This window comes from Williamsia maris, from assembly GCF_024171815.1.
GTDB classification, from domain to species: Bacteria; Actinomycetota; Actinomycetes; order Mycobacteriales; family Mycobacteriaceae; genus Williamsia_A; species Williamsia_A maris.
In genome coordinates this window covers 342836-366155 of record NZ_JAMTCJ010000003.1, presented here as the reverse complement: position 1 = coordinate 366155, position 23320 = coordinate 342836, and the positions used below count along the sequence as shown (strand labels likewise).

22 protein-coding genes are annotated in these 23320 nt (G+C 69.4%); 18 read left to right on the top strand and 4 right to left on the bottom strand.

Annotated features, from left to right (window positions below; translation table 11 throughout):
- Positions 1-34: 34 nt before the first annotated feature.
- From nadD to holA, 8 genes are all read left to right on the top strand, one after another.
- Positions 35-793, top strand: a complete 759-nt coding sequence (nadD, locus tag LX13_RS15055) for a nicotinate-nucleotide adenylyltransferase (RefSeq protein WP_301301273.1) — start codon at positions 35-37, stop codon at positions 791-793.
- Positions 790-1149 (top strand): ribosome silencing factor, encoded by a 360-nt coding sequence (gene rsfS / locus LX13_RS15050; protein WP_253662127.1) that lies wholly within the window; start codon positions 790-792, stop codon positions 1147-1149. The genes nadD and rsfS overlap by 4 nt, the downstream gene beginning before the upstream one ends.
- Positions 1146-1850, top strand: coding sequence for a histidine phosphatase family protein (locus LX13_RS15045; RefSeq protein ID WP_301301385.1), 705 nt, complete (start codon positions 1146-1148; stop codon positions 1848-1850). The genes rsfS and LX13_RS15045 overlap by 4 nt, the downstream gene beginning before the upstream one ends.
- Positions 1793-2656 (top strand): diglucosylglycerate octanoyltransferase, encoded by an 864-nt coding sequence (gene octT / locus LX13_RS15040; RefSeq protein ID WP_372499915.1) that lies wholly within the window; start codon positions 1793-1795, stop codon positions 2654-2656. The genes LX13_RS15045 and octT overlap by 58 nt, the downstream gene beginning before the upstream one ends.
- A 5-nt stretch (positions 2657-2661) precedes the next feature.
- On the top strand, positions 2662-3528 hold the full coding sequence (locus tag LX13_RS15035; protein WP_253662124.1) for a DegV family protein: 867 nt from the start codon (positions 2662-2664) through the stop codon (positions 3526-3528).
- A gap of 95 nt (positions 3529-3623) precedes the next feature.
- Entirely contained in the window at positions 3624-4685 is a 1062-nt protein-coding gene (locus LX13_RS15030; protein WP_253662123.1) for a ComEA family DNA-binding protein, read from the top strand.
- Complete coding sequence (locus tag LX13_RS15025) at positions 4666-6336, top strand: ComEC/Rec2 family competence protein (RefSeq protein ID WP_253662122.1); 1671 nt, start codon at positions 4666-4668, stop codon at positions 6334-6336. The genes LX13_RS15030 and LX13_RS15025 overlap by 20 nt, the downstream gene beginning before the upstream one ends.
- Complete coding sequence (holA, locus tag LX13_RS15020) at positions 6227-7168, top strand: DNA polymerase III subunit delta (protein ID WP_253662774.1); 942 nt, start codon at positions 6227-6229, stop codon at positions 7166-7168. The genes LX13_RS15025 and holA overlap by 110 nt, the downstream gene beginning before the upstream one ends.
- Before the next feature lie 90 nt (positions 7169-7258).
- Here holA and rpsT read toward each other — a convergent pair whose 3' ends face one another.
- Positions 7259-7519 (bottom strand): 30S ribosomal protein S20, encoded by a 261-nt coding sequence (rpsT, locus tag LX13_RS15015; RefSeq protein WP_253662121.1) that lies wholly within the window; start codon positions 7517-7519, stop codon positions 7259-7261.
- 313 nt (positions 7520-7832) lie between these two features.
- Here rpsT and LX13_RS15010 point away from each other — a divergent pair, with 313 nt between their 5' ends.
- The 4 genes from LX13_RS15010 to LX13_RS14995 all read left to right on the top strand — a co-directional run bounded on the left by LX13_RS15010 (position 7833) and on the right by LX13_RS14995 (position 12773).
- Positions 7833-8969 carry a sulfotransferase family protein gene (locus tag LX13_RS15010; RefSeq protein ID WP_253662120.1) on the top strand — a complete coding sequence of 379 codons (1137 nt, stop codon included), beginning with the start codon at positions 7833-7835 and terminating at the stop codon, positions 8967-8969.
- A gap of 86 nt (positions 8970-9055) precedes the next feature.
- Positions 9056-10945, top strand: coding sequence for a circularly permuted type 2 ATP-grasp protein (locus tag LX13_RS15005; protein WP_253662119.1), 1890 nt, complete (start codon positions 9056-9058; stop codon positions 10943-10945).
- A complete protein-coding gene (locus LX13_RS15000; protein ID WP_188489987.1) occupies positions 10942-11928 on the top strand; it encodes an alpha-E domain-containing protein in 987 nt (328 codons plus the stop codon). Before LX13_RS15005 ends, LX13_RS15000 begins: the two co-directional genes overlap by 4 nt.
- On the top strand, positions 11925-12773 hold the full coding sequence (locus LX13_RS14995; protein WP_253662118.1) for a transglutaminase family protein: 849 nt from the start codon (positions 11925-11927) through the stop codon (positions 12771-12773). The genes LX13_RS15000 and LX13_RS14995 overlap by 4 nt, the downstream gene beginning before the upstream one ends.
- Positions 12774-12793: 20 nt before the next feature.
- Here the strand turns inward: LX13_RS14995 and LX13_RS14990 are convergent, their stop codons facing one another.
- Both LX13_RS14990 and LX13_RS14985 read right to left on the bottom strand, forming a co-directional pair.
- Positions 12794-13351: a TetR/AcrR family transcriptional regulator gene (locus tag LX13_RS14990; RefSeq protein ID WP_253662117.1), complete on the bottom strand. Its 558-nt coding sequence runs from the start codon at positions 13349-13351 to the stop codon at positions 12794-12796.
- A 43-nt stretch (positions 13352-13394) separates the two neighbouring features.
- The gene (locus LX13_RS14985; protein ID WP_253662116.1) at positions 13395-14246 is read right to left on the bottom strand and encodes an esterase/lipase family protein; all 852 of its coding nucleotides are present in this window, start codon (positions 14244-14246) and stop codon (positions 13395-13397) included.
- A 59-nt stretch (positions 14247-14305) separates the two neighbouring features.
- On the opposite strand from LX13_RS14985, the gene LX13_RS14980 reads away from it, so the two are divergent.
- The 6 genes from LX13_RS14980 (at position 14306) to LX13_RS14955 (ending at position 22856) form a co-directional block, all read left to right on the top strand.
- On the top strand, positions 14306-16261 hold the full coding sequence (locus LX13_RS14980; protein WP_253662115.1) for a multicopper oxidase family protein: 1956 nt from the start codon (positions 14306-14308) through the stop codon (positions 16259-16261).
- 163 nt (positions 16262-16424) lie between these two features.
- Positions 16425-17552 carry an alpha/beta hydrolase gene (locus LX13_RS14975; protein ID WP_253662114.1) on the top strand — a complete coding sequence of 376 codons (1128 nt, stop codon included), beginning with the start codon at positions 16425-16427 and terminating at the stop codon, positions 17550-17552.
- A gap of 131 nt (positions 17553-17683) precedes the next feature.
- Positions 17684-18883: an oxygenase MpaB family protein gene (locus LX13_RS14970; RefSeq protein WP_253662773.1), complete on the top strand. Its 1200-nt coding sequence runs from the start codon at positions 17684-17686 to the stop codon at positions 18881-18883.
- A 43-nt stretch (positions 18884-18926) separates the two neighbouring features.
- The gene (gene hmgA / locus LX13_RS14965) at positions 18927-20273 is read left to right on the top strand and encodes a homogentisate 1,2-dioxygenase (RefSeq protein ID WP_253662113.1); all 1347 of its coding nucleotides are present in this window, start codon (positions 18927-18929) and stop codon (positions 20271-20273) included.
- Complete coding sequence (locus LX13_RS14960; RefSeq protein ID WP_253662112.1) at positions 20270-21751, top strand: aldehyde dehydrogenase family protein; 1482 nt, start codon at positions 20270-20272, stop codon at positions 21749-21751. Before hmgA ends, LX13_RS14960 begins: the two co-directional genes overlap by 4 nt.
- A 40-nt stretch (positions 21752-21791) precedes the next feature.
- Entirely contained in the window at positions 21792-22856 is a 1065-nt protein-coding gene (locus tag LX13_RS14955; protein WP_253662111.1) for a lipocalin-like domain-containing protein, read from the top strand.
- A 22-nt stretch (positions 22857-22878) separates the two neighbouring features.
- On the opposite strand, the gene LX13_RS14950 is transcribed toward LX13_RS14955, so the two are convergent.
- Complete coding sequence (locus LX13_RS14950; RefSeq protein WP_253662110.1) at positions 22879-23319, bottom strand: MerR family transcriptional regulator; 441 nt, start codon at positions 23317-23319, stop codon at positions 22879-22881.
- Between the last annotated feature and the right edge of the window lies 1 nt (position 23320).

Here is a 23320-nt window from a genome sequence, read left to right as displayed (position 1 = left end):
GAAACGCGCAGGTGGCCCCGTAGACTCCTCAGACATGCCCGACACCGGATCGCCCGACGTGAGCGGCCGTCCCGCCCGGCGCAGGCGGATAGGCGTGATGGGCGGCACCTTCGACCCCATCCACAACGGCCACCTGGTCGCGGCCAACGAGGTCGCCGACCGGTTCGATCTCGACGAGGTCGTCTTCGTGCCCACCGGGCGTCCCTGGCAGAAGCTCGTCGACGACGGTGCCCGCACCCCCGCGGTGAGCCCGGCCGAGGACCGCTACCTGATGACGGTCATCGCGACCGCGGCCAACCCCCGGTTCTCGGTGAGTCGTGTCGACATCGAACGCCGGGGTGACACCTACACCGTCGACACCCTGCGGGACCTGCACCGTCTGCACCCCGACGCCGATCAGTACTTCATCACCGGCGCCGACGCGCTGAGCTCGATCCTGACCTGGCAGAACTGGGAGGAGTTGTTCGGTCTCGCCCGCTTCGTCGGCGTCAGCCGACCCGGATACGACCTGGACGCCGGCCATCTGGGCGCGCACCTGGCGACCCTGCCGCCCGACGCCCTGCACCTCATCGAGGTTCCGGCACTGGCGATCTCGTCGACCGACTGCCGCACGCGCGCAGGAGAGGGCCGACCGGTCTGGTATCTCGTGCCGGACGGCGTGGTGCAGTACATCAACAAACGCAGGCTCTATCGGACACCCCAACCGGAATCACCCGGGGTCTCGGGTCCGTCCGCGCAGCCGGAGCCTCTCCCCGGGGCCGACGATCATCTCTCATCGAAAGGACCACAGTGACAGCCACATCCGAGGCACTGGCCATGGCCAAGGTGGCCGCGCAGGCGGCCTCCGACAAGCTGGCCGACGACGTCGTCGTCATCGACGTCTCCGAACAACTGGTCATCACCGATCTGTTCGTCATCGCCTCGGCGGGCAACGAACGTCAGGTCGGAGCCATCGTCGACGCCATCGAGGAGAAGCTCCGCGAGGTGGGGCGCAAGCCGTTGCGGCGCGAGGGAACCCGTGAGGGACGGTGGACGCTGCTGGACTACTCCGACATCGTCGTGCACATCCAGCACTCCGAGGAGCGGGACTTCTATGCGCTGGAACGACTCTGGAAGGACTGCCCGGTCGTCGATGTCGAGCTCACCTGATGGGTGGTCCCGACACCCATGACAGCAGTGTCGAACGGATGACCCCGGTCGTCCGGCGTCTCATCCTCCTCCGGCACGGACAGACCGAGTACAACGCGGCGAGCCGCATGCAGGGGCAACTCGACACCGAGTTGTCGGCGCTGGGGGTGCAGCAGGCCGCGACCGCGGGCGCGGTCCTCGCCCGGCGTGCGCCGCGGTTGATCATCTCCTCGGACCTGACCCGTGCCCGCGACACCGCGGTCGCCCTCGCCGACCGCTGCGGCCTGACCGTCACGACCGACACCCGACTGCGGGAGACACATCTCGGCGACTGGCAGGGCATGACCCACCTCGAGGTCGACGAGGCCATGCCGGGTGCGCGGGGACAGTGGCGCGACGACGCGCACTGGCGTCCGCCGAACGGCGAGAGTCGCGTCGACGTCGCCGCTCGCAGCGTGCCGCTGGTCGCCGAGCTCGTCGAAGGGTTGCCGGACTGGGGCAGGGGACCCGACGCGGACACCCCGGTCGTCCTCGTCGCCCACGGTGGTGCCATCGCCGCGCTCACCGCGGGACTGTTGGATCTGCCGGTGCGCAACTGGCCCGTCTTCGGGGGCCTGGCCAACACCAGCTGGGTCCAGCTGAGCGGCCACGGCGACACCCCGACATGGCGCCTCGACGTGTGGAACGCCTCGGCCGAGGTCGCCGACGCAGGGGTGCAGTGACCGACACACGGCCCGGTTCCGTCCTGGTGCTGTCGGACTCGCTCGCCTACTACGGTCCCGAGGGCGGACTGCCCGCCGACGACGACCGCATCTGGCCCAACATCGCCGCGTCGGCGGTGGGAGGGCGGGCCGAACTCTTCGGCCGCATCGGATGGACGACGCGCGACGTCTGGTGGGCGCTGACCCAGGACCCGCGGATCTGGGCGGCGGTCCCGCACGCCCGGGTGGTGGTGCTGGCGATCGGCGGGATGGACACGCTGCCGTCACCGCTGCCGACCGCGCTGCGCGAACAGATCCGTTATCTGCGCCCGGCGCCGCTACGCCAGGCCGTGCGCACCGCCTACCAATGGCTGCAGCCGCGGTTGTCGCCGCTCGGGTGGCCGGTCGCGTTGCCGCCCGCGGTGACGGTGGACTACCTCGAGAAGATCCGCGCCGCGCTGGCCATGGTCCGACCCGATCTGCCGGTCATCCTCTGCCTGTCGCCGACGCACCGCAGTCCGTACTACGGGCACGTGCACACCGGTCGGGCCCCGGCGACCGCGGCCGCCCGACGCTGGGCCGCCGAGCACGACGTCCCGACCGTCGATTTCTACCCGCCGACCGCGGCCCACTTCGCCGACTTCGACAGCAGCGCGCCCGCGGAACGGTTGATCGCCGCTGATCACAACCCCGACGGCATCCACTGGGGCTTCGGGTGTCACCGCGAGGTCGCCGAGGTGACGATCACCGGTCTGCGCTCGGCGCTCGGGATCGGCGACGACGTCCCGACCGCCGGTGCCGTTCGCGGCGACGACCCCCTACGCTGATCGGCGTGGCCGTCGTCGTTGTGACCGATTCGTCGGCGCGGTTGCCCGCGTCGATCAGAGACATGTACGACATCCGGCAGGTCCCGTTGCACGTTCTGAACGGTGAGCAGGACCTCGCCGAGGACGTCGACGAGATCGGTCCCGAACTGTTCGACGATCCCGGCACCACCACCTCCGGGGCCGTCCCCGCAGACCTCGAGGCCGCGTTCGGTCGCGCGGTCGAGGACAGCGACGGCGACGGTGTCGTGGCCGTGCTCATGAGTCGCCGACTCAGCAGCACCTGGAGTTCGGCCCGACTCGCTGCCGACCGCCATCCAGGACGGATCCGGGTGGTCGACTCGCGGTCGGTGGGCATCGCCGTCGGGTTCGGCGCGATCGCCGCCGCGCAGGCCGCGCAGAGCGGCGCCGACCGCGACCGGGTGTACGAGGCCGCCATCCGCGCGGGCTCGACCACCGAGTCGCTGCTGTGTGTCGCCCAGCTCGACAACCTGCGCAACAGCGGTCGGATCGGCGCGGCGACCAGGCTGTTCGGATCGGCGTTGTCCATCAAGCCGGTCCTGCGGATGGTCGACGGCATGCTGGTCCTCACCGAGAAACAGCGCACCTTCTCCAAGGCCGTCGGCAAGATGGTCGACGCCGCCGTCGAGGCCACCGAGGGCAGGCCGGTGACCGTCGGTGTCCTGCACTGTGAGGCGCCCGAGGCGGCTGCCGACATCACCACACGACTGCGCGGACGGTTGCGCTCGATCACCTCGTTGATCACCTCGGACATGGGCCCGGTCCTGAGTTGTCACGTCGGTTCGGGGGCGGTCGGGATCGCGGTGTGCTCGGAGGTCGGACCGATCGAGGGCTTCGCACCCGACGCCGACTGAACACCTTCTCCACAGGTGCGGCCCTCTGCACAGCTCGAGGGCGAACCGACCCCTGATCGTGAGGTCGCGTCCGGGGTGCTGCCTACCGTGACGACATGGCAAGCAGCTCTGGGCGTGACCGTCGACCCGATGCCCTGTCGCGCCTGCGGTCGGAGCCGGCGCCCTGGGTCCCGGAGGTGGGTGTCGGTGTCCCGGGCGATGACGACCTCGCCGTGTCACCCGAGCGGGCGGTCGGGGCCGTGCCCCGAACCGTCCATGACGAGCCACTGTGGGGTACGACGCCCCCGCCGCGATGGCTCGACGAATCATCGGACGGCGATGTCGCTGCGGCGCAGTCGGATCGGTCGGTCTCCGTGCGCCGACCGCCCACACGGCGGATGCCGGTCGTCGCACCGCCCGCCGCGATAGCGCTGATCGCGGTCGGCGTGCTGGCCTGCGTCGTGACCGCCTACACCGTGTTCAGTGGACCTTCCGACGATTCCCCCGCGGCCGCGCGGGTGGCGTTCCCGGCCTCGGCCGGCGCCGCAGCCCCCTCGACAACCACACCCGGGCAGTCCGGGCGTCCGGCCGACAACGGCTCGTCCGCGGAGCCGAGCTCGTCGTCGGCCTCTGCGTCGTCGCCCGCCCGGCCCGCGCCGGCCGACGAGCTGGTCGTCAGTGTCGTCGGGTTGGTCCGGACGCCGGGCCTGGTGCGACTGACCGGCACGGCCCGGGTCGCCGACGCGATCGCCCGCGCGGGCGGCGGCCGACCGGGCGCCGACCTGCTGAGCCTGAACATGGCGCAACCGGTCCGCGACGGCGATCAGATCCTGGTCGGGTTCGCCGACCCGGCCGGGGGAGCGGGCATGCGCAGCGCGATCGTCTCCGCGTCGTCGTCCGGGCCAGGCGCTGCCGGAGCCGCGGCGTCCCCGGGTGCGCCACCCGCGACGAGCGGTGCCCCCGGCCCGGCGTCCGCCGGGGACAGCGCACCGGTGAACCTCAACACCGCAGACGAGGCGGCGCTCGACACCCTGCCCGGTGTGGGGCCGGTGACCGCGAAGGCGATCATCGACTGGCGTTCGCGCAACGGCGGATTCACGTCGGTCGATCAGCTCGCCGAGGTCGACGGAATCGGCCCTGGACGCCTGGCGAAGCTGCGTGATCGCGTCACGGTCTGACGCGGTCGGAGCGGATCTCCGCCTGCTCGCGCCCGCGGCCGGGTGCTGGGCGGTCACGATCACCGGCGCGGTCGGCGGGGTGTGGGCAGGCGGCGTCGCGACGGCCCTGTGCGCCGTGGTCCTCACGACGACGGTCCTCGTGGTGCGCCGTGGCGAGCGTGCGCATGCCCTACGACCGGTGATGCTGCTGGTCATCGCGACCGCAGGGGTGTCGGCGGGCTTCGGTGCGGCTGTCACCGCCCGCGTCATCGACCTGCAGCAGCACCCGATGGCCGCGGCCGACCTCGTCGGACACAAGACGACGGCGGAGCTGCTCATCGGTGACGACCCGCGCGTGCTGCGCGGACCGGGACCGCCCCGGATCCGGGTGCCGGTCGCCGCGTCGGTCCTGTCGCCGCCGTCGGACCGCGCGGCGGCCACACTGACCGCACCGCTCGACGGATGGTCGGATCTGGTTCCCGGACAACGTGTCACCGCGGTGGTCACCGTCGACCGGCCGTATCGCGCCGACCTGACCGTCGCGTCGCTGCGGGCGACCGGACCGCCGCGCGCGGTGTCGCGACCACCGGGGTATCAGCGCTGGGCGTCGACCGTTCGACTCCGGTTCGCCGAGAGGTCCCGACGCGCCCTGCCCGCAGCCGAGTCGGGCCTGCTGCCGGGCCTGGTGCTCGGCGACGTGTCCGGACTCGGTGCCGACGTCGCCGACGACTTCACGCGCTGCGGCCTGACCCACCTCACCGCGGTGTCGGGTGCGAACTTCGCGATCGTCTGTGGTGCGGTGCTCCTCGTGCTGCAGGCGGTCGGCGTCGGACGTCGGACCTCGGCCGTCCTCGCCGCGATCGTGTTGGCGTGCTTCGTGGTGCTGGTGCGTCCGTCGCCGAGCGTGGTGCGGGCGGCGGTGATGGGTGCGGTCGGACTTCTCGCCCTGGTCGCCGGGCGGCGCTCCGCGGCGATCCCGGCACTGTGTGCCGCGGTGATCATGGCGCTCGGTGTCTGGCCCGCGCTCGCCGTCGATCCCGGTTTCGCCCTGTCGGTCTGTGCCACCGCGGCCCTGATCCTGCTGGCGCCGACCCTCCGGGATCGGTTGTGCGCCGCCGGGATCCCACGCGGCGTGGCCGACCTGCTGGCCATCGCACTGGCCGCGCAGATCGTCACCGCACCCCTGATCGCCATGATCGCGGGCACGGTCAACGTGGTGGGGGTGGCGGCCAACCTCGCCGTCGCCCTCGCGGTCGCGCCCATCACAGTTCTCGGCACGGTCGCCGCCGCGATCGTGGGTCTGTCACCGCGGGTCGGCGAGCTCCTGATCCGGTTCTGCGAGCCCGAGCTGTGGTGGATGGTGCGCACCGCCGACGTTCTCGCCCGTGTCCCGGGTGCATCGGTGTCGGTGCCCGACGGCGTCGGCGGGGCGCTGTGGGTCGCGCTGGTCGTCGCCGCACCGGCCGTGGGGGTGTGGCTGTGGCGCAGGACGGGCCACGGCCGGGCCGGTGTCGTCGGTGGGGTCTGGCACGATGGCCGACGTGACCGACCGACTCCACCTCCTGCTCGGCGACGACGAGTTCCTGGTCGAGCGCGCCACCGCGGCGATCCGCAAGCAGGTGAACGCCGAGACCGGTACCGACGTGCCGATCACCCGGGTCCGGGCGGGTGACGTCAGCGAATACGAGCTCGCCGAGATGCTGAGCCCGTCGCTGTTCGCCGACGAGCGGATGGTCATCGTGGAGTCCGCGGCCGACGCGGGCAAGGAGCCGGCCGCGCTGATCACCTCCGCCGCCCAGTCGCTGCCCGAGGGCATCACCCTGCTGGTGGCGCACACCGGTGGCGGACGGACCAAGTCGATGGTCGGGGCGTTGAAGAGCGCGGGCGCCCAGGTACACGAATGTGTCGGGCTGAAGTGGCCGGAGGAGCGGGTCCGTTTCGTCAAGGCCGAGTTCGCCCGACTCAAGGTGCGCGTGTCGGCCGAGGTCGTCGCGCAGGTCGTCGAATCGGTGGGTGCCGATCTGCGGGAACTCGCCGCCGCCTGTGGCCAGCTGGTCTCCGACACCGGCGGCAAGGTCGACGCGGCCGCCATCGCGACCTACTACTCCGGTCGCCCCGAGACCAAGGGATTCGACGTCGCCGACCGCGCGATCACCGGGGACAAGGCGGGAGCGCTCGAGACCCTCTCGTGGGCCGAGCACCACGGTGTCCCGCACGTGGTCATCGCCGACGCGTTGGGCGAGGCCGTCCACGCCATCGCCCGGGTCAAGGGTCTGGGAACGATGGACCAGTACTCGGCGGCATCGGAGGTGGGGATGTCCCCGGGGCGTCTCAAGCGGGTGCAGTCGCAGGCTCGCGCGTGGAACGCGGAGTCGATCGCGAGTGCACTGATGGTGGTCTCGACCCTCAACGGTGACGTCAAGGGCCAGGCGGCCGACGCCGACTACAGCCTGCAGCGCGCGGTGGGCCTGGTCGCCGATCTCAAACCCACCCGCCACCGCTGAGCTGCCCCGAGGGCACAGACAGATCACCCCGGTGACATCACACGTCACCGGGGTGAGATCTGCACGCGGCCCTCAGGCCGAGCGATCAGCTCAGAGCTTGTTGACCGCGACCGCCATCGCGGACTTCTTGTTGGCGGCCTGGTTCGAGTGGATGACGCCCTTGCTGGCGGCCTTGTCGAGCTTGCGGGCGGTGCTGACGAGCAGCTCCGACGCCTTGTCCTTCTCGCCGGCGGCGACGGCCGCGCGGAAGTTGCGGATGGCCGTGCGGAGCGACGACTTGACCGACTGGTTGCGCTGACGCGCGATCTCGTTGGTCTTGTTCCGCTTCATCTGCGACTTGATGTTTGCCACGCCTGGGTACCTCTTTGCTCGGTTGTGCACGACCCCGAGGGCCCCGCATTGATCTGTGGGAAAAGTGTTGTCGGCGGTCCCTCGATGGTCGAGTTCGCACCTGCTCGCGAGATGATCGGGTTGTCACCGAAAAACCGTCACGAGCACCAGCGATGGATATTACCCCACGGCCCGAACCCACCCAAATCGTCGCGGGCCCGTCCAGGCGGTCCGGGGTTGCGATCAGTGCGAACGCAGATCTGGACACGCTCCGATACAGTCGGACGTCTATGAACGTAGTCACCTCGGTCGCCCCACCGCTCGATTGCCACTGATGGCACCGGACAGGCCCCGGATCTTCGTCCACGTCGGGTTGCCGAAGACCGGGACGACCTATCTGCAGGACCGCCTCTGGCGTAACCGCGACATCGCGATGCGGACCAGTGGACTGCTCTATCCGGGCACGACGATGCAGGACCACTTCCACGCCGCGGTGCACCTGCAACCCGACCGCTACCTCGACTGGGTCGATCCCGCGCACGCCGGCGTGTGGCGTGCCCTCGTCGAACAGATGCGTGCGTGGCCGGGCACCTCGGTCGTCTCCCACGAACTGTTCTCGACCGCGACCGACGTCCAGGCCGCCTCGGTCATCGCCGATCTCGACTTCGCCGACGTGCACGTGGTGGTGACGGTGCGTGACCTGGCCCGCCAGATCCCGTCGGTGTGGCAGGAGAACATCAAGAACCAACACCGCTCCACACTCGACGGTTTCGTCGACTCGCTGCGCACCCGGCCCCTCGCCGAACAGGAACCGTTCTGGGAGTTCCAGGATCACGGTCGGATACTGCGGACGTGGGGCGCCCATCTGCCCCCGGGCAACGTCCATCTCGTCACGGTGCCGCGGGCCGGCGGGGGATCGGACCCGACGTCGCTGTGGGATCGCTTCGTCGGTCTGCTCGACGCGGACGGCGACGCCCTCGACCGTCCGGTCCCGCCGAGCAACGCCGCGCTGTCACCGGCCCAGGTCGAACTGCTGCGACGACTCAACGAGCACCTGCAGCCCGACCGCGTCGAGTGGGCGCGTTACGAGACGGCGGTCAAACGGATCCTGATCGGCTCGGTGTTGTTCGGCACGCCGGGACGGGCGGGACGGTCGTTGTCGCCGGAGCAGTCGGAGTGGGCCGCGGCGCAGTCGGATTCGATGATCGCCGACATCGAGGCGTCCGGATGGGACGTCGTCGGCGACATCGAGGACCTTCGGGTGGCACGGGTGACGGCCGCGGGAACCGGTGAACCGGGCATCGAGGAGACCCTCGACGTCGCGGTGTCCGCGCTCGCCGACGTGCTCGCGACGATGCCGTTGCCCATCGACCGGCCACGGGTGAGGACCCGCGCCAAAGCCGTCCTCCGCGGTGCGGCGCGACCACTGCTCGGCGTTCGTGCTGCTCGCCGCGCCCGCCGCCGGCCCTGACGATCACCACCCTCACCTGCGTCTGATCGACGCGATCACCGGCAACCCCATGCCGAGTCGGCCCATGTGGGGCAACATGGTTGGTTATGAGCCCCGGAACCTCCTCCGAGAACACCGACACCCGGTCCTCGGACAGTCGATCGCGTCCTGCCAAGTCGTCGTCTGGCGGCGCCAAGAAGGCGACGCCGGCCGCGAAGGCGGGGAAGGTCGCCGCGCCCGACCGCAAGCCGAGCGCCGCACCCGCCGCCCGCCGGACCGTGGGGGCGAAGAGCACGCGGTCGGCAGCCAAGTCGTCCGACGCCCCGGCCAAGTCCACCGCGGCCAAGTCGACGGGCTCGACGAAGGCCGCGAACGGCGCCACCGGCATCTTCTCCGGTTACACCAAGGGCCCCTACGCCGAGGCCTTCGACGAGATGTTCGACGGCAACAGCGAGGTCCGTGCGCCCTACCGCGGGATCCACAAGGCGTTGGCGCCGTCGGACCGGGCCGACCTCAACACCCGCGTGGACGCACTGGGCCGTGCGTTCATCGACCAGGGCATCACCTTCTCGCTCTCCGGGCAGGAGCGTCCCTTCCCGTTGGACGTTGTGCCCCGGGTCATCTCGGCGAGCGAGTGGGCCAAGCTCGAGCGCGGGATCACCCAGCGTGTGAAGGCGCTGGAGATGTTCCTCGACGACATCTACGGCGAGCAGGAGATCCTCCGCGACGGGGTCGTACCCAAGCGCCTGGTCACCTCCTGTGAGCACTTCCACCGGCAGGCGGTCGGGATCAAGCCGCCCAACGGGGTTCGAATCCACGTCGCGGGCATCGACCTGATCCGCGACGAGCACGGCGATTTCCGCGTCCTGGAGGACAACCTGCGGTCGCCGTCGGGCGTCTCGTACGTGATGGAGAACCGCCGCACGATGGCGCGCGTGTTCCCCGACCTGTTCTCCAGCCACCGGGTCCGCGCGGTCGCCGACTACTCCAGCCAGCTCCTCAAGGCGCTGCGTGCCTCCGCCGCGTTCAACGAGGCCGACCCGAATGTCGTTGTGCTTACGCCCGGTGTCGCCAACTCGGCGTACTTCGAGCACTCGCTGCTCGCGCGCCAGATGGGTGTCGAGCTCGTCGAGGGCCGCGACCTGTTCTGTCGTGACAACGTCGTCTACATGCGCACCACCGAGGGTGAGCAGCGCGTCGACGTGATCTACCGACGCATCGACGACGACTTCCTCGACCCGATGCAGTTCCGTCCCGACTCGATGCTGGGCGTGGCCGGTCTGCTCAACGCCGCCCGCGCGGGCAACGTCGTCATCTCCAGCGCCGTGGGCAACGGCGTCGGCGACGACAAGCTCGTCTACACCTACGTGCCGGAGATCATCCAGTACTACCTCGGCGAGAAGCCGAGTCTGGGCAACGTAGACACGCTGCGCTGCTGGCTCGACGACGAGCGCGAGGAGGTCCTCGACCGGATCGACGAGCTGGTCGTCAAACCCGTTGAGGGATCCGGCGGTTACGGGATCGTGTTCGGGCCCGACGCCACCTCCGAGGAGCTCGACACCCTGGCCCGCAAGGTGCGCAACGACCCCCGCGGGTGGATCGCGCAGCCGGTGGTCCAGCTGTCCACGGTGCCGACGAAGATCGGTGACAAGCTCCAACCGCGCCACGTCGACCTGCGTCCGTTCGCCGTCAACGACGGTGAGTCGGTGTGGGTGTTGCCCGGTGGTCTCACCCGCGTCGCGCTGCCGGAGGGGTCTCTGGTGGTCAACTCCAGCCAGGGCGGTGGTTCCAAGGACACCTGGGTGCTGGCCTCCCGCACGTCGGAATCCGAACGCGAGCTCGGCGGTGAAGAGTTGGTGAGCGGCAAGGACCTGCCGCCGTCCCAGCAGACCGAGCAGGGTCCGGAGGCCACGGCCCACCAGCAGAAAGAGCAGCAGCAACAACAGCAGCAGGGTCGATCCGACATGCAGTTCCAGTCTCAGGGGGGCACCGAATGATGTTGGCGCGTAACGCGGAGTCGCTGTACTGGATCGGCAGGTACGTCGAGCGGGCCGACGACACCGCCCGGATCCTCGACGTCGCGGTGCATCAGCTGCTCGAGGACGCCACCGTCGACCCGGATCGTACGTGCCGGCTGGTGCTGCAGGTGCTGGGCATGGAGCCGCCCGCCGACGTCGACAAGCTCGACGTCTGGTCGCTGACCGAACGCGTGGCCTACGACAAGAAGGGCCACGGGTCGATCGTCGACTGCATCGGTGCCGGGCGTGAGAACGCCCGTGGCGCACGGGAGGTCACGTCCAGCGAGATGTGGGAATGCCTCAACACCACCTACAACGGACTCACCGAGGCCGAGCGGGCCGCCCGCAAACTGGGGCCCTACGAGTTCCTCTCCTACGTGAAGAACCGGGCGGCGATGTTCGCGGGTCTGGCCGACGCCACGCTCAGTCGCGACGACGGCTACCGGTTCCTGTTGCTGGGCCGATCCATCGAGCGCGTGGACATGACGATCCGGATGTTGTTGTCGCGCGCCGGGGACCGGTCGGGATCGCCCGCCTGGGTCACCGTGCTGCGTTCGGCGGGTGCCCACGACACCTATCTGCGCACCTACCGCGGTGCGCTCGACGCCAGCCGCGTGGTCGAGTTCATGCTGCTGGACCGGTTGTTCCCGCGGTCGGTGTTCCATGCGATCACCCTCGCCGAGGAATCGTTGATGGAGCTCGACAACCGCCCCAACAGCCGAGTCGGCGCACGCGCCGAGGCGCAGCGTCTCCTGGGTCGCGCACGCAGCTCGCTGGAGTTCATGCAGCCCGGGTTGCTGCTCGACGACCTCCAGGACCGGTTGCTGGCCCTGCAGGAGACCTGTCGGGACCTGAACGAGGCTGTGACACTGCAGTATTTCCACGTCACTCCGTACGTGGCATGGGCGGACGTCCGGGCGAGCTCCGCCGAGGACCACTTCATCGAGGAGAGTGAACTGTGAGCTGGCGCCTGCGGGTCGTGCATTCCACCGGATTCGCCTACAACGCACCGGTGACCTCGTCGTACAACGAGGCGCGTCTGACGCCGCGCAGCGACAACCGCCAGAACGTGATCGTCAACCGCGTCGAGACGGTGCCCGCCACGCGTTCGTACCGCTACACCGACTACTGGGGTACCGCGGTCACCGCCTTCGACCTCCATGCGCCCCACGAGGAGCTCGAGGTGTCGGGGTCGTCGGTGGTGGAGACCGAGGCGGGCAACCGGCCGACCGAGGCCGAGCAGACCGACTGGGACGACCTCAAGACCGAGTACGTGATCGACCGCTTCGACGAGGTGCTCGGCAAGACCGACTACGTGCCCCGCAACCGTCCGCTGGCGGCGACGGCACGCAAGCTGTCGAAGGGCCTCGACCCGAGCTCGGCGGTCGTGGCGATCTGCAGCTGGGTGCACTCGGAGATGCAGTACGTCCCCGGCACCACCGGCGTACACACCAGTGCGGTCGACGCGTGGAGCGAGCGCAAGGGCGTGTGCCAGGACTACGCCCACCTGACGTTGTTGATGCTGCGCAGTCTCGGGATCCCGGCCCGGTACGTCTCGGGCTATCTGCACCCGAGCCGTGACGCCGCCATCGACCAGGTGGTCGAGGGTCAGAGCCATGCGTGGATCGAGGCCTGGACCGGCGCCTGGTGGGGCTACGACCCGACCAACGACGTCCCGATCAACGAACAGCACGTCTCGGTGGGCATCGGACGCGACTACTCCGACGTCCCTCCGCTGAAGGGCATCTACACCGGCGGCGGCGCCACCGACCTCGACGTGGTCGTGGAGATCACCCGACTGGCCTAGTCGACGCGAGACGCGGCGGCTCAGTCGAAGATGATCTCGATCATCTTGTGGATCTGGTCGGGGGTCGGGGTGGGCAGGCTGCCCCGGCTCTCGACGAACCCGATGCCTGCGTAGACCAGCAGGCCGGCGCGGATGCGTGCGTCGGCGGCACCGAGACCGAGTTCGACGAGGGTGTCCTGCACGACCTCGAAGATCCGGTTGTCCAGTGCCGCAACCGCGGTCGCCACCGTGGGGTTCGACCGAGCCCATTCGCGGACGGCCGACTCGCGCGCCCAGGTTCGGTGATCGACCAGTCGTTTGGTCATCTGTTCGATGCGTTCGGCCGGCGGCGCCGTCCCCAGCTCGGTGAGACCCCGTAGGTAGGAGTCGGATTCGTCCGTCCACGCCCCGGCCATCGCCTCGAACAGAGCGTTGATGTCGGTGAAGTGCCAGTAGAAGCTGCCCTTGGTCACCTTGAGCCGCTGACAGAGGGTCACCACCTTGACCGCGGCGACACCGTCGCTCGTCAACAGGTCGAAGGCGGCAGCGATCCAGTCGTCCGCGGTCAGGCGGGCGGTCTTCCGACGGGTCGACGGCATCGTGGTCACTCTGTTCGGTCTCGGGTCGTTAAGCGCCGGCCGATCACCCGCGCGCGGCGTCGACGACCAGCGACCGCACCAGCTTATCGGCCGGGAGACGGAAATGATCGGAGGCCGCCCGCGGGTCGATCCTCTGCAGCACCGTCACCGACGCACCCGGCGCCGTCGACGCCTCGGGGTCGGTGACCAGTCCGTCGGTGCGCGAGACGATGTCGATGTAGCGCACACCAGGGGTCGGGAACGCCGTCCTTCGCAGGGCGACAAGGAAATCCGAGCCGGTCACGATCTCCCGGCAGCTCGCGCAGATCGGGTCGACGACGGGGCGTTCGAGTCGCAGGATCGTGTCGAAGGTGCCCAGGCGGCGGCTGATCTGTTCGACGTCGGCCAGTCCTGCCGGGTTCGTCCCGTTCCACAGCGGGCCGATCGTCACGAGTGCCCGGACGCGCGTCCCGGGGACACCGTGCTGCAGCGCGTATTGCACTGCGAGTGCGCCCGCACCGTGTGCGACGACGGTCAGTGGTCCCGCGGGAGCGGATGACGACGTGAGACGACGCGCCAACTCCGCGCCCGACTCTTCCAGCGAGGTGAGTCCGCCCAGGTCGGGCCCGCCGGCTCGCGAGAGTGCGCGCGCCGCAGGCGTCGACCCGTAGGCCACCGAGGTGACGCACGCTCCGGATCTTTCCAGTGCGGTGCGCAGCGGGTTCATGCTCGCGGTTCCCGCGGCGAGGTCGTGCACCAGCACCACCGGCCGGGCGCAGTCATCAGGGCGGGCGGCCGACGGCGCGGGAACCGCCACCGTCGCGACGATCACCGCCAGCATCACCGCGACCCGTGGCCACCGGCGGGCGGGAGGTCGGTGTGGCCGGCGAGCGATGTCGAATTCGATGAACGTCACCAACAAACCATACCGGATGGTACTGTCGGCCGAGTTCGGATCGACGAGATGAGGGACCGGTGTCACAAGAGATCAATCGGCGGAGGCTGTTTCGCGGCGTCGCCGCCGTCGGCGGCCTCGCCGCGGTGGGCGGTCTGGCCCCCCGTGCCGTGGCCGGTCCGGACTATCCGCCCGCGTTCCCGTTCCCGCTGCCCTCGGTGTTCCACTCACCGCCGCTGGCGAAGTTCGTCGACGAGATGGTCCGGCCCGGCGTGCGATCGGGGGTCGGGGAGCTCGCCGTCACGGCGCGCTCCGGACGCGCCCGGATGCACAGGGACCTCCCGTCGGTGCCGTCGTTCGGCTACTCCGACATGGCCTACCTCGGCGCCACCATCGAGGGGCGGGTCGGCGAGTCGACCACCATCCGGTATCGGAACGAATTGCTGCGCCACCCGTTCGCGAAGGACATCGACACGACGGTGCACGGGGTCAGCGAGGACTACCGCGATCGACCTCCGAACAGCCTGCACCTGCACGGCGCGGTCACCGCACCCGACAGCGACGGCAATCCCGAGCGGTTGCTGATGCCGCGGGTGGGCACGGCGGTTCATCACTACCCGAATCGGCAAGAGGCCGGCCACCTCTGGTACCACGACCATTCGATGGGGATCACGCGCACGAACGTGTACGCCGGTCTCGCGGGCAACTTCCTGCTCCGCGACGACTTCGACACGGGAGACGCCTCGAATCGCCTGGGTCTGCCGTCGGGGGAGTACGAGTTCCCGCTGATCCTGCAGGAGAAGATCTTCACCGACGACGGGCACATGAGCATCCGCTCCACCCCGGTTGTCCCGCAGGGGCGCTGGGAGGGTGGCGCCGTCGGTGACGTCGGGATGATCAACGGCACGGCGTGGCCGAAGATCACCGTCGACCGGGGTCTCTACCGGTTCCGCATGCTCAACGCCGGCTCCTACAGCGTCTGGACACTGCACTTCTCGAACGACATGCCGTTCTGGATCCTCGGCAGCGACGGCGGTCTGCTCGACGCGCCCGCTCGCGTCCGGTCGTTCCGGATGGCGCCCGGCGAGCGCTATGACGTGCTCGTCGACTTCTCCGGTCTGCGGCCCGGGGAGTCGGTCGACCTGTGCAATCGGGAGCAGCCACCGTTCCAGGCCGCGATGCTGGGCGAGGTGATCATGCCGGTGTTCGGTCGGTTCGTGGCGTCGGCTCGCCGGGGCTTCCGTGGCTCGGTTCCCCGGCGGCTCCGTGGTGGGCCCGGCCGGCCGTCCGTGTTGCCACCCCTGGCGCGGACCGCGCGTGTCCGCAACGTCACCGTGAGTCAGCCCTACGCGCTGCGACTGCCCCCGGCGATCATGTCGCTCAACAATCTTCGCTACGCCGACCCGGACATGGAGAAGCCGCGGCAGGGGACCACGGAGATCTGGAACATCATCAACATCACGCCGGATCCGCACCCCATCCACATCCACCTCGTCAACTTCCGGGTGCTCGGTCGGCGTCCGCTGCGCACCGTCGAATACCAGGCGGCACACCCGCAGCCGGCGATCGGCGTGCGGTGGGCACCGGCACCCGACCGGTTCTACGGCGGGCCGTCCCATGGGCCCGCCGCCTGGGAGGCCGGGTGGAAGGACACCGTTCGCACCGACGGAGGAACGGTGACCCAGGTGGTCGTGCGGTTCCCGACCGCCGAGGAACTCGGATTCGATCCCGACGCCACGTTCCCCGCCGACCCGCTCGCCGGCACGCTCGACACCACCGGATCGGCGCGGTCGTCGAGAACCGTTGTGCCGCAGCCGCCTGTCCCGCCGAGTCCACCCGCATCGGAGGCGACGACGGCGATGCCCGCACCGCCTCCCGCGGAGACCGGGCACCCGGGCCATGACGACATGGGCGGGATGCACATGGCGTCCGGACCGCACGTGCACCCGAGCACCCTGCAGGGATACGTGTGGCACTGCCACATCCTCGACCACGAGGACCACGACATGATGCTGCGCTACCGCGTGATCGCATGATCGGCGCACCGGGGAACAAAATACATACCAGACCGTACGGTGTGGTACCCCTGGCAGTGGTCGTACAGCGCGACCTCCGACCCGACGAGGAGGTTCGCCGGTGATCGCAGACGTCGTCGATCGGTTTCAACGCATACCCTTCCGCCCCGCGACGGACGGACGGGTGGAGAGCCATTCGGGCCTGACCCGTCACTACCCGACGCTTCCGGCGAATTTCGTTGCCGGGCAGACGTACTCCCGTGATGTGGGTCTGATCATGGCGCACCCGGCGTCGAACTTCCTCACGCATTTCTTGCTGCGTGGGCTCGCCGAGCGGGGACTGCCGACGATGGCCGTCAACACCCGCTACGCGACCAACGAACCCGCCCTGATCATGGAGCGTGCGGCCGACGACCTGGGCAGGGGTGTCCGGTGGATGCGCGAGGAGCTCGGGTTCGAGAAGGTGATCCTGCTGGGGTTCTCCGGGGGTGGGTCGCTGGCGTCGTTCTACCAGTCGCAGGCGCTGGCCCGGGGCCAGGCGGTGACGCGGACCCCGGCCGGAGATCCGGTCGATCTCTCCGAGTGCGGCCCGGCCGACGGTTTGATTCTCGTGGGCGCCCATCCGGGCCGGGCACGGGTGCTCCGGCACTGGATCGACGGCGCTGTCACCGACGAGGCCGATCCCGTCGCCACCGATCCCGAGCTCGATCTCTACCGACCCGGACGTGCGGTGCCCCTCGACCGGGACTGGGTCGACTCCTACCGCGCCGCGCAACTCGATCGCATACGGCGAATCGACGACTGGGCACAGGCCGAGATCGACCGACTCGATCGGGTGGGGGCGTCGGATCGCGCATTCGTCGTACACCGCACCGTGGGTGACCCGCGCTTCGTCGACATAACTCTCGACCCGAGTGATCGGCAGGTCGGCAGCATGCACGGCGATCCGCAGGCGGCGAACTCGGCCGCGGGAGGTTTGGCGCGGTTCTCGACCGTCCGCAGCTGGTTGAGCACGTGGAGCTTCGACCGCACGAACGCCGACGCCCTGCGCAACCTGCAGACGGTCACCACACCCACCCAGGTCGTCTGCCTGCGCGCCGACCAGGCGGCGTTCGTCAGCGACTCGAGCGACATGGCGGCCGCGTCGGCCGACACCGAGGTGTCGCACGTCGAACTCGAGGGTCTGAACCACTATCTCGTCGATCAACCCGACGGTGTCGACCGCATCGCCGAGACCATCGGGGACTGGCTCCCGACCCGCGGATTCGCCACCGGCGAGCACCGGAACCACCGTAGAGCGGAGATCTCATGAGCACGAACACCGAGAAGAGCACCGGGACCCGAGCCGCAGTACCGGCGCCGGGCGAGCCCGCCGCCGAGCGTTCGGGTTTCGACGACCTCGTCCACCCGGACGTGGCCACCGCCTTCCCGTACCGCAAGGGCATGAACACCCCGGGGATGCTCCGCGCACGCAGGGTCGTACGTCGCGTGACGGGCAAGGACATCTTCCCCACCCAGGATCAGATCGACGCCTTCTGCGCCGACATGTTCGCCGCGGACCCGGTGGCCGAACGCTTCGTCGACGAGGTGTTCTACGGCGAGATCGGTCCGGTGCGCGGCCGAGCGATGCTCAAACAGGCGCTCGCCGAGGGACTCTCCTCGATCCAGGATCCGCCACCGTCGATGGTGGCGCTGTTCGACGAGTTCGAGAAGGTGCCCGACTGGGTGGACCCGGAGGTGGTCGAGGCGGGGGCGCGCGTCTGGCGGCGTTGGGGGACCATGCTGTTCAGCGTCGCCGGTGGCATCACCCTGGAGATGTACACCGAGGCCGCGGTCGCGACCCCACTGTCACTGGCGGGTGGGTACGCGGGGGACAACGCACTGCGTCGGTTCCTCGAGACGGCGCGATTCTGGATCGACGTCTCCGAACCCGGGGCTCTGCTGACACCGGGCTCGACCGGTCGAGCAACGGCGATGATGGTGCGCGTCATGCACGTCTCGGTACGCCGACGCGTCGCCGAGCACCCCGAATGGGACACCTCGAGGTGGGGTATCCCGATCAGCCAGTCGTACATGATGATGACCCTGCTCGGTGGGAGTGTTGCTCCGGCACTGGCGTTGTGGACCACCGGTATCCAGACCACGCGCTCGGAGATCTACCAGCTCATCGCGTTCCAGCGGTACCTCGGACACGTGGTCGGGGTGCGCAGCCGCTGGTACCCGCAGACCATCGCCGACTCGTTGCGACTGCTCGCGCTGGTGTCGGTGGCCCGGAGCCACGACGCCGGAGATCATGGCGCCGAACTGATCACGTCGTTCCCCAGGGCATTCGCGCCCCGCGACGGACACACCGGGTTCCGCCGACTCCGCGAGACCTACAACGGCGGCGTCTACGCCGCCTACGCGCGGCTGTTCATGATGCCGCAGACCTACCGTCGCTACGACATGCCCTCGGCCTTCCCGTGGCTGCTGTGGGTGGTGGGTCGTGTGCCGCTCGTTGCGGTGGTCGAGACGGCGCGGCGGATTCCCGTCGTCGGCCGGGTCCACGAGAAGTGGATGCGCCGACACCGCGAGAGCTGGTACCACGCCCAGATGGACGGGCGCGAGGCCGAATTCGACGCGTCGGGCGCGCTGCGTCGCTGACGCCCCGTACCCCCGACACCACTTCATCGCAGAGAGGCACCCGATGACACAGATCGCCGATCGTCCGACCGACGAGCCGACCGCCCCGACGAACACGTCTCTCGACTACCTCCGGGGCTTCGGTAACGAGCACCATTCCGAGGCCGTACCGGGGGCGCTCGTCTGGGGCCAGAACTCACCGCAGCGTGCACCGTTCGGGCTGTACGCCGAACAGATCTCGGGTACCGCGTTCACCGAGCCCCGCGACCTCAACCGGCGCACGTGGATGTATCGCATCCTGCCGACCGCAGCCCACGGCGCCTACCACCGCATCGACGACGGAACCCTGGCGACCGCACCGCTGAGCGGCCCTGCGAACCCCAACCGGCTGCGCTGGGATCCGTTGCCGCTCGAGTCGGCACCCGGTGACTTCGTCGACGGTCTCTACACGATGGGCGCCAACGGAGACGTACTGGCGCGCAGTGGGATCGGCGTGCACCTCTACACCGCCTCGAGGTCGATGGGGGACCGGTACTTCGCCGACAACGACGGCGAACTCCTGATCGTCCCCGAGACCGGTCGGATCCGTGTCCGCACCGAGCTCGGTGTCCTCGAGGCGGGTCCGGGCGAGATCGCCCTCATCTCACGCGGCATCACCTTCGCCGTCGACCTCCTCGACGGCCCGATCCGCGGCTACATCTGTGAGAACTACGGCGCGCCGTTCGTGCTGCCCGACCTGGGCCCGATCGGCGCGAACGGCCTGGCCCACGCCCGCGACTTCCGTCACCCGGTGGCCGCGTACGAGGAGGGCACCCGGACGACCGAACGCGTCGTGAAGTTCGGCGGGCACCTCTGGGCCACCGAACTCGACCACTCGCCCCTCGACGTGGTCGCCTGGCACGGCAACCACGGATGCCACGTCTACGATCTCGCGGCGTTCAGTTCCATCACCAACGCCAACGTGGACCATCCCGACCCGTCGGTGTTCACCGTGCTGACCTCGCCGTCGGGAGCACCGGGCCAGGCCAACGTCGACTTCGTGTCGTTCCCGCCGCGGTGGATGGTCGCGGAGAGGACCTTCCGGCCGCCGCACTTCCACCGCAACGTGATGACCGAGTTCATGGGGCTGATCTACGGCGTCCACGACTCGAAGGCCGAGGGCTTCCTGCCGGGAGGGGCGAGTCTGCACAACATGTTCGGAGCCCACGGCCCTGACCTGGCGACGTTCGAACTCGGCACGACCGCCGATCTCACGCCGCAGTACCTCGCCAACACCATGGCGATCATGTTCGAGACCCGGATGCCGTTGCTGACCACCGAGACCGCCATGGCCGCCGACCACCGCCAGCCCGACTACGACGCCGTCTGGTCCGGCCTGCGTCCCCAGTTCGATCCCAGGAGACCGCGGTGACCGTGACCGAGATCCCCCGACCGGCCGATCCGGTGCTCCCCGAACCCACACTGCGGATCGGCGGGGAGTCGATGTCGGCGTCGGACGGGGGCACCTACACCTCGATCAACCCGGCCGACGAGTCGGTGGTCGTCGACGTCGCCGCGGCCACCGCCGTCGATGTGGACCGTGCCGTGGCCAATTCGCGTGCGGTGTTCGAATCCGGTGTCTGGTCGCAGATGCCGGGGTCGGAGCGCGGTCGGATCCTCGCCCACGCGGCCGACCTGATCGAGGCCGACGCGGAGAACCTCGCCGCACTCGAGGCGCTCGAGATGGGCAAGCTGTACCGCGACAGCGTGATCGGTGACATGCCGGTGACCGCCGCGACGTTCCGGCATTTCGCCGGGTGGGCCGACAAGATCACCGGCCAGACCACGAGCCTGCCCGACTTCGCCGGACAGCACCGGTTCGGCTACACACTGCGCGAACCCCTCGGCGTGGTCGGGGCCATCACCCCGTGGAACAACCCCGCGGTCATCGCCGGCTGGAAACTCGCACCGGCGCTCGCGGCCGGCTGCACCGTGGTCGTCAAACCCGCCGAGGACGCGTCGCTGTCGACCATCCGGCTCGTCGAACTGCTGACCTGCGCCGGTTTCCCGGCCGGGGTGGTCAACGTCGTGACCGGACGCGGACCGATCGCCGGCGCGGCTCTCGCCGGTCACCCGGGGCTCGACAAGATCACCTTCACGGGCAGTCCCCGCGTGGGTCGGGGGATCCAACCGCTGGCCGGGGACAAGTTCCGCTCGATGACGCTCGAACTCGGGGGCAAGTCTCCGCAGATCGTGTTCCCCGACGCCGACCTCGACGCCGCTCTGCCCTGGATCGCGATGGGCAACTTCTATCACCAGGGGCAGGTCTGCGCCGCCGGAACCCGTGTCCTGGTGCACGAATCGATCGCCGACGAGGTCGCCGCCCGACTGGTGGCGATCGCCGAGAGCGCGGTGATCGGCGATCCGTGCGACGAGACCTCGACCATGGCGACCATCGTCAACGGCAGGCAACTGGAGAACATCCTGGGCTACATCGAGACGGGGAGATCCGAGGGTGCGCAACTGCTCACCGGCGGATCACGCGTCGATCGGCCCGGGTTCTTCGTGCAGCCCACCGTGTTCCGCGGAACCAACGAGATGACGATCGCGCGCGAGGAGATCTTCGGTCCGGTCGCCACGATCATCACCTTCCGCGACACCGAGGAGGCCATCGCGATCGCCAACGACACCCGCTTCGGCCTCAACGCGATGATCTACACCTCGGATCTGTCCACCGCGCACTCGGTGATCCCGCGCCTGCGGGTGGGCTCGGTGTGGGTCAACGGGTGGGGTGTGCCCGAACCGCATCTGCCGTGGGGTGGACGCGAGGGCAGTGGCACCGGCCGGGAACTCGGCATGTCCGGGGTCACCGCACACACGCAGGAGAAGACCGTCCATCTCGCCTTCTGATGACGACCACCTACGCACGCCTACACGAATGGAGTTCACCGTGAGCAGAACCGATCTGGTCGAGGCCTGGAACGGGCCGGGACGTGCCGACGGGGCGCTGACCGCGGTCCGGCCGGCGCACAACGCGCTGCACGAGTCGTCGAAGCTGACCGCCTTCGAGCACTGGTACTTCGACGCCGCGCTCGACAACGGGTACACCGTGGTCGGGTTCCTGACCAAGCGCAGGCCCGAGGACCTGCCGCGTAGTCGTCCGTGGGTGGAGATCATCCTCTACGGCCCCGACGGCAGCCGCCGACAGATCGCCCAGAAGTACCCCGCACGAGACTGCAGCTTCTCGACCGAGCAGTGCGACGTGACCGTGGGGCAGAACTCGGCACACGTCGACCTCGGCGATGAACTACCCACGTACACGGTGCATTTCGCCGAGGAGGACGTGGTCATTGACCTCGAGTTCGCGAACGAGATCGCGCCGTGGATGCCGGGTCAGGGCGAGACGCACTTCGGCAACGGCGAGATCTTCGGGTGGTGCGTCGGCGCCCCCCGCGCGGCGGTCACCGGTCGGCTCTCGATCGGGGCTCGACGCTGGGAGGTCACCGGAACCGGATACGCCGACCACAACTGGGGTGCCGGTGACATGCGCAAGGTGATCGATCGCTGGCACTGGGGCCGTCTGTACGTCGCCGACTACTCCCTGCTCTACGCGGTGGTGCTGACCCAGGAGGGGTACGGGTCGCACCAGATCGCCCCGGTGATGGTCGCCGACGGAGCCGACGTGATCCTCAGCACCGGCGAGGCCGTCCTGACCGAGGGACCACTGCTGTTCGACGCCGACGCCGGACGTGAGTACCCGACCTGGATCTCGTTGAGCATCCCCGGCCGACTCGAACTGCGGCTCGACGTGCGCACGGTCCTGCACGGGCACGACCTGCTCGGCGACATCCCGGTCGTGGGCAGCAAGGCGTTGCGTCCGTTGATGAAACGCATCGTCGGTCAGCCGGGCTACTTCCGGTTCGAGTCGGATTTCCGTCTGGCGGTCACCCGCGACGACGGTCGGGTCGACGAGCGGACCGGCACGACGCTGCACGAACTGGTCGCCCTGCGCTGACGGTGCGCCGTGCTGCCCCGACTCAGTCCGGTCGCGCCGCGGCGCATTCACCGCCGGTGTCGATCAACGTCCGGTAGTGGCCGATCTTCAGTTCGAGTGCGTCGCTGGTCTCGTCGATCAGCCTGCGTCGCTCGGCGATCCGCGCCCGGTGGGCGAGCAGGATCGCCAGCCGCTCCGGATGGGTGTCGGGGCCGCCCTCGACGAGAAGGGCGAATCGGCGCATGTCGGCGACGGGCAGCCCGGTCTCGCGCAGGCGCACGAGAAGGGTGATCACCCCGATGTAGCGGTCGGTGTAACGCCGCCGCCGGTCGCCGCCGCGGGGGATCGGAGGCACCATTCCCTCGCGCTCGTACCAGCGCAACGTGTCGGGCGTCAGACCGGTGATGGTCGAGACCTCGGCGATGCCGTAGGTGCGCTCGTCGTCGGTGCCGCCGGAGACCAGCGGATCGGTGGTTGTGGTCACC